Source organism: Streptomyces sp. S3(2020) (assembly GCF_013044505.1).
In the GTDB taxonomy this organism is placed as follows: domain Bacteria; phylum Actinomycetota; class Actinomycetes; order Streptomycetales; family Streptomycetaceae; genus Streptomyces.
This window is the reverse complement of sequence record NZ_JABERD010000417.1, coordinates 1-3,731: the sequence shown is the minus strand read 5'-3', so window position 1 is coordinate 3,731 and position 3,731 is coordinate 1. Positions and strand designations below refer to the sequence as shown.

The window sequence follows — 3,731 nt, the reverse complement described above, 5'->3', positions numbered from 1 at the left end:
GACCGAGGCGGCCTTCGGCCGGGTGCGGTCGGCGGTGCCTGCTTGGCTCGGTGGGTCTGCGGTCGGGCAGGAGTTCGGTCGGGTGTGGTCGGCTCTGTCCGCCGTGCCCGGTGGCTCCTCGACCGGGCAGGACTCCGGCAGGGCGCGGCCGACGGTTCCCGTCCCCGCTTCGCCGGTGCCCACTGAACCGCTGCGCACTGAACCGCTCCGCGCCGAACCGCTGCGCACCCTCACCGTCTCCGTCGAACTGACCGGCGCGAGCCGGGCCATGTGAGAGGCAGAACCCGAAGATGACGATCCTGCAGATGCCCCCTCGGACCGCCGTACGCAGGGCGGGACTGGTGGACGTACCCGCCGTGGTGCGCCTGTTCGCGGTGCCGGAGCACGCCCCTGTGGACCGGGACCAGGCGCAGCGCGCCATGCGGTTGATGCTGGCCCACTACGCACTTGAGGAGGGCCAGGTGTGGGTGGCCGAGCGTGCGGACGGCACCCTCCTCGCGGCCGCCGTGTGGCTGCCGCCCGGCACCGAGTCCCCCCACACCCGCTTCAGCGGTCTCCTCGCCCGCGAACTCACCGCCCCGCTGCCGCAGGAGCCGGCCCTGCCGACCCTCCTGAAGCGGGCCAAGCCCGACGCGCCGCACTGGACCGTGGTCACCGTCTGCACACCGGACGACTCGGAGGCCTGGGACCGCAGGGTGGTGTCCGACCTGCTGTCCCCGGGCCTGCACACCGTCGACGAGGAGGCCGTCGACGCGGTCGCGGTCACCCTCTCGCCCCGCCACATGGACCCACTGCGCCCGCTGGGCTTCCGCGCCCCGCACGCGGTCCCGTTCGCCGAGGGCGCCGGGGTGTGGCTGGCGACCCGCCGTCCGATACCCCGACTGGCCGCGTGACGTTCCTACGGACGCCCCCGCGAGGCCACCGCGTCGACCCCCGCCTCCCGCAACCGGCGTGCGAGAAGCTCCACTTCAGGCCCCGTCCCCGTGTACGTACCGCCCCAGACCTGCTCCAGCACACCCTTGGCATCACCGAGTTCGAGCCCGAGCGCGGCACGCAGCACACGTAGCACGGTGACCCGGTGCGCGGTCGCCCGCAGCCGCAGTACGGCGCCTCCATGCTCGGCGAGGAGTTCCTCCCGTACGTCGTCCGAAAGCTCACCCTCGCAGTCGGCAACGGCGAACCCACAGGCGGGGCAGGTCACTTCGACGTCCCACCGCAAGGAGTCGCCGACGAGAGCCTGCACGCCGACCCAGTCGGCGGCGGAACGGCAGTCGGGACAGGGGGTCGTGCGGCGGAGGGATGAGCAGGAGTACACGGACACGAGAGGTCTCTCCCCGCACAGGCAGGAGAAGAACCGGGCCAGTCACGCTGACAAGGGCCGGAAGAAAGAACGGCTGGGCGTAGGACCAGCCGCCGGCAGGAGATGGTGGGACCAGGAACAGGAAGATCATCAGCCCCACGCGGGCCGGTGGCTGACCTGGTCCGCGCCGCCAGCCGACTCGCCGACTCGCTGACCACGACACGCCGACACCGTGTACCTACTCCTTGTCGCGCGTCCGCCCTCCGCGACGACGATCGAGTCAGCGGTCCGCAACGTGCTGGAGGCCGGCCGCGCCCCCAGGCTTTGTGGCTACTCGATCCGTCGATCGGCGCGCGGGCCCGCGTCGTACGCCGCCTCATGCTGGAGCGGACCAGCGCACAGGCCATGGAGGCTTCCGCGGCCAAGACGGGTTGTACGCCGACCACCGGCTACGGCAAGACCCTCGCGGACACTCGGCGTGAGCGTGCCGGCCTGAACGGGGATCGCCGGCGTGTGCCACACGCGTCGGCGCGGGCGGGACCTCCGCGCCGAGCCCGGGGCGCCGCCGTATGGAAAGGGACCCGACCGGAGGGATCCGCGCTCAGCTCGCCGTCGCGATCCAGGACTGGAGCTGCTCCGGAGTCGTCGACGGGTCGGCCATCAGCTCCGACAGTTCGTCATCCGTGTAGTGCGAGGTCGAGACCGCCGGGCAGCGATAGCACGCGTCGACGCCCGTCTGGCGCCACCACTGGCACTGGGCCCGCAGATGGCACCGGGGAACCGCGCGGGTCTCCTGCTTCGGCGGGACGGTGAGTACCCGCTCGACCAGGGTGCAGTCGTTGCCCCGCCGGTTGATGCAGTCCGAGAGGCAGTGCGACGCGAAACGCAGGACCCGGGTGGGCGAGATCCCCTCCGGGACCGAAGCCAGGACCTCCGCCGCGGGCACCGGGTCGGCGAGGTAGGCCACCTCGCCGTCCGCACCGGAACGGACGCCGAGTACGACGGCCTCGGGCGCGTACGCGTCGCCGCTCGGGCACCAGGAAGGTGTGGACTCGTCGGTTCCCACGGTGCTCACCTCCCGATCAGCAGGGGACGATGCCGGCCGAGGACTCGGCACGGATCCCCTGGTTGGCCGATGAGAGTGTGGCCGACAGGGAGGCGGAGGACACCCGTGCGCTGCTCACCGCCTGCTCGGTGGCAATCGCCCGCGCCAGGCTCGCACGCAGTTCCTCGGCCGAGGTGATGCGCTCGGCCTTGGCGGGGGCGGCGCTCGCGGGGGCGGCTGCGCCGATGGCGAGGCCGACCGCGATGGCGGCGGCGGCGCCGGTCGCGGTGAGGCGATTGTGCTTCATGAAGTCTCTCCTGGGTCGAGGTCCCGGACACGACGTCCATGGTTCAACGGCACTCTAGGAACGACAGGACCGCGGGTACCGGCAGTTGGCGGCGGCAGTTTCCTCCCGCCGGTCACGGGGCCGCAGGGCGCACCTCACCGGCGGTGATACGGCGGGCGGTTCACGCCAGGGCGCAAAGGCTCGGCGACGATCACGGGCGGGGGCCCCGGTGTCCGGTGCCCGGTGCCGGGTACGCGGTGCGTGTGTGCCGCGTCGGCCGGTCTGTGCTCACGCCGGACGGGTGTCCCCGCCCCAGGACCTGCGGGACCTCTACCGCGCCCGAGCCGCTCCGGGGGAACGGGTCGACCACGTCGGCGTCCATCCCGGCGAGGAAGGGACTGGTGGCGGTCGGCTTCTTCGTCGCGGCCGACACACTGATCACGGCGGAAGCCGTGGCACTGACGGAAGCCGTGGCACCGACGGTCGCCGTGCGTGCGGTGACCGGTGAACGGGCCCTGCGCGGGTCGCGAATCACCGGCTGCTCCGGCGCGTTCGTGTCCCGGTTCCACGACCGGCCCGCCATCGCGCCCCGCCGCGATGGACGGAGTATGCCGGTGCAGGATCAGGACACGGGCCAGAGCTGGCCGCGGGTCACACGGCGCGCGAGTCTTGTTCCACTGGCGGCAGCCGGCCCCGGAACGACAGGGCCGAAGCCGGACACGGGGCGTCAACCGCGGGACGCCCCCGACCAGGCCTCCGGAGCACCACCCGTGCGTGCGCTCGTCCCACACCACCCCGGCCAAGGGAGTCTGTCGTGTCCAGTTACCTGCTGTTCGCCGAGTTCACCACGGGCCTCGCTCTTGTCGGCACCCCCGCTCCCGGCACCTTCGCCGGCGGACCGGCAGCCGGCCGGCCGCAGGCCACCACTACCTTCCCCACGCCGGGCCTGTCGCAGTCCGAGAACACCACCGGCTGGGACTAGGGCCTGTGTGAGGTCTCGATCAGGGAGCGGGGCGTGGTGCGTGTGATCGCAACCCCACACAGGCCCTAGTCCCAGCCGGTGGTGTTCTCGGACTGCGACAGGCCCGGCGTGGGGAAGG

General features: G+C 72.5%; 7 protein-coding genes. 3 read left to right on the top strand and 4 right to left on the bottom strand.

From position 1 onward, the window contains the following. Together HLK59_RS50650 and HLK59_RS48895 are read left to right on the top strand one after the other, a co-directional pair. A partial coding sequence (locus tag HLK59_RS50650; protein ID WP_206328492.1) for a hypothetical protein occupies positions 1–274 on the top strand: 274 nt, incomplete at its 5' end. A gap of 16 nt (positions 275–290) precedes the next feature. Next, the gene (locus tag HLK59_RS48895; RefSeq protein ID WP_171148151.1) at positions 291–893 is read left to right on the top strand and encodes a hypothetical protein; all 603 of its coding nucleotides are present in this window, start codon (positions 291–293) and stop codon (positions 891–893) included. A gap of 5 nt (positions 894–898) precedes the next feature. On the opposite strand, the gene HLK59_RS48890 is transcribed toward HLK59_RS48895, so the two are convergent. The 4 genes from HLK59_RS48890 to HLK59_RS48875 form a co-directional block, all read right to left on the bottom strand. Then, entirely contained in the window at positions 899–1,321 is a 423-nt protein-coding gene (locus HLK59_RS48890; protein ID WP_240983082.1) for a hypothetical protein, read from the bottom strand. A 580-nt stretch (positions 1,322–1,901) separates the two neighbouring features. Continuing rightward, the gene (locus tag HLK59_RS48885; protein WP_171148150.1) at positions 1,902–2,366 is read right to left on the bottom strand and encodes a hypothetical protein; all 465 of its coding nucleotides are present in this window, start codon (positions 2,364–2,366) and stop codon (positions 1,902–1,904) included. A 16-nt stretch (positions 2,367–2,382) separates the two neighbouring features. Then, on the bottom strand, positions 2,383–2,652 hold the full coding sequence (locus HLK59_RS48880) for a hypothetical protein (RefSeq protein WP_206328491.1): 270 nt from the start codon (positions 2,650–2,652) through the stop codon (positions 2,383–2,385). Between the two features lie 190 nt (positions 2,653–2,842). Then, positions 2,843–3,166 carry a hypothetical protein gene (locus HLK59_RS48875; protein ID WP_171148149.1) on the bottom strand — a complete coding sequence of 108 codons (324 nt, stop codon included), beginning with the start codon at positions 3,164–3,166 and terminating at the stop codon, positions 2,843–2,845. A gap of 279 nt (positions 3,167–3,445) precedes the next feature. Here HLK59_RS48875 and HLK59_RS48870 point away from each other — a divergent pair, with 279 nt between their 5' ends. Beyond that, complete coding sequence (locus HLK59_RS48870; RefSeq protein WP_171148148.1) at positions 3,446–3,613, top strand: hypothetical protein; 168 nt, start codon at positions 3,446–3,448, stop codon at positions 3,611–3,613. The last annotated feature ends 118 nt before the right edge of the window (positions 3,614–3,731 follow it).

Excerpts from the sequence above, each read along its gene's own strand:
- HLK59_RS48895 (WP_171148151.1), top strand. The coding sequence starts at position 291 with ATGACGATCCTGCAGATGCCCCCTCGGACCGCCGTACGCAGGGCGGGA.
- HLK59_RS48880 (WP_206328491.1), bottom strand. The coding sequence starts at position 2,652 with ATGAAGCACAATCGCCTCACCGCGACCGGCGCCGCCGCCGCCATCGCG.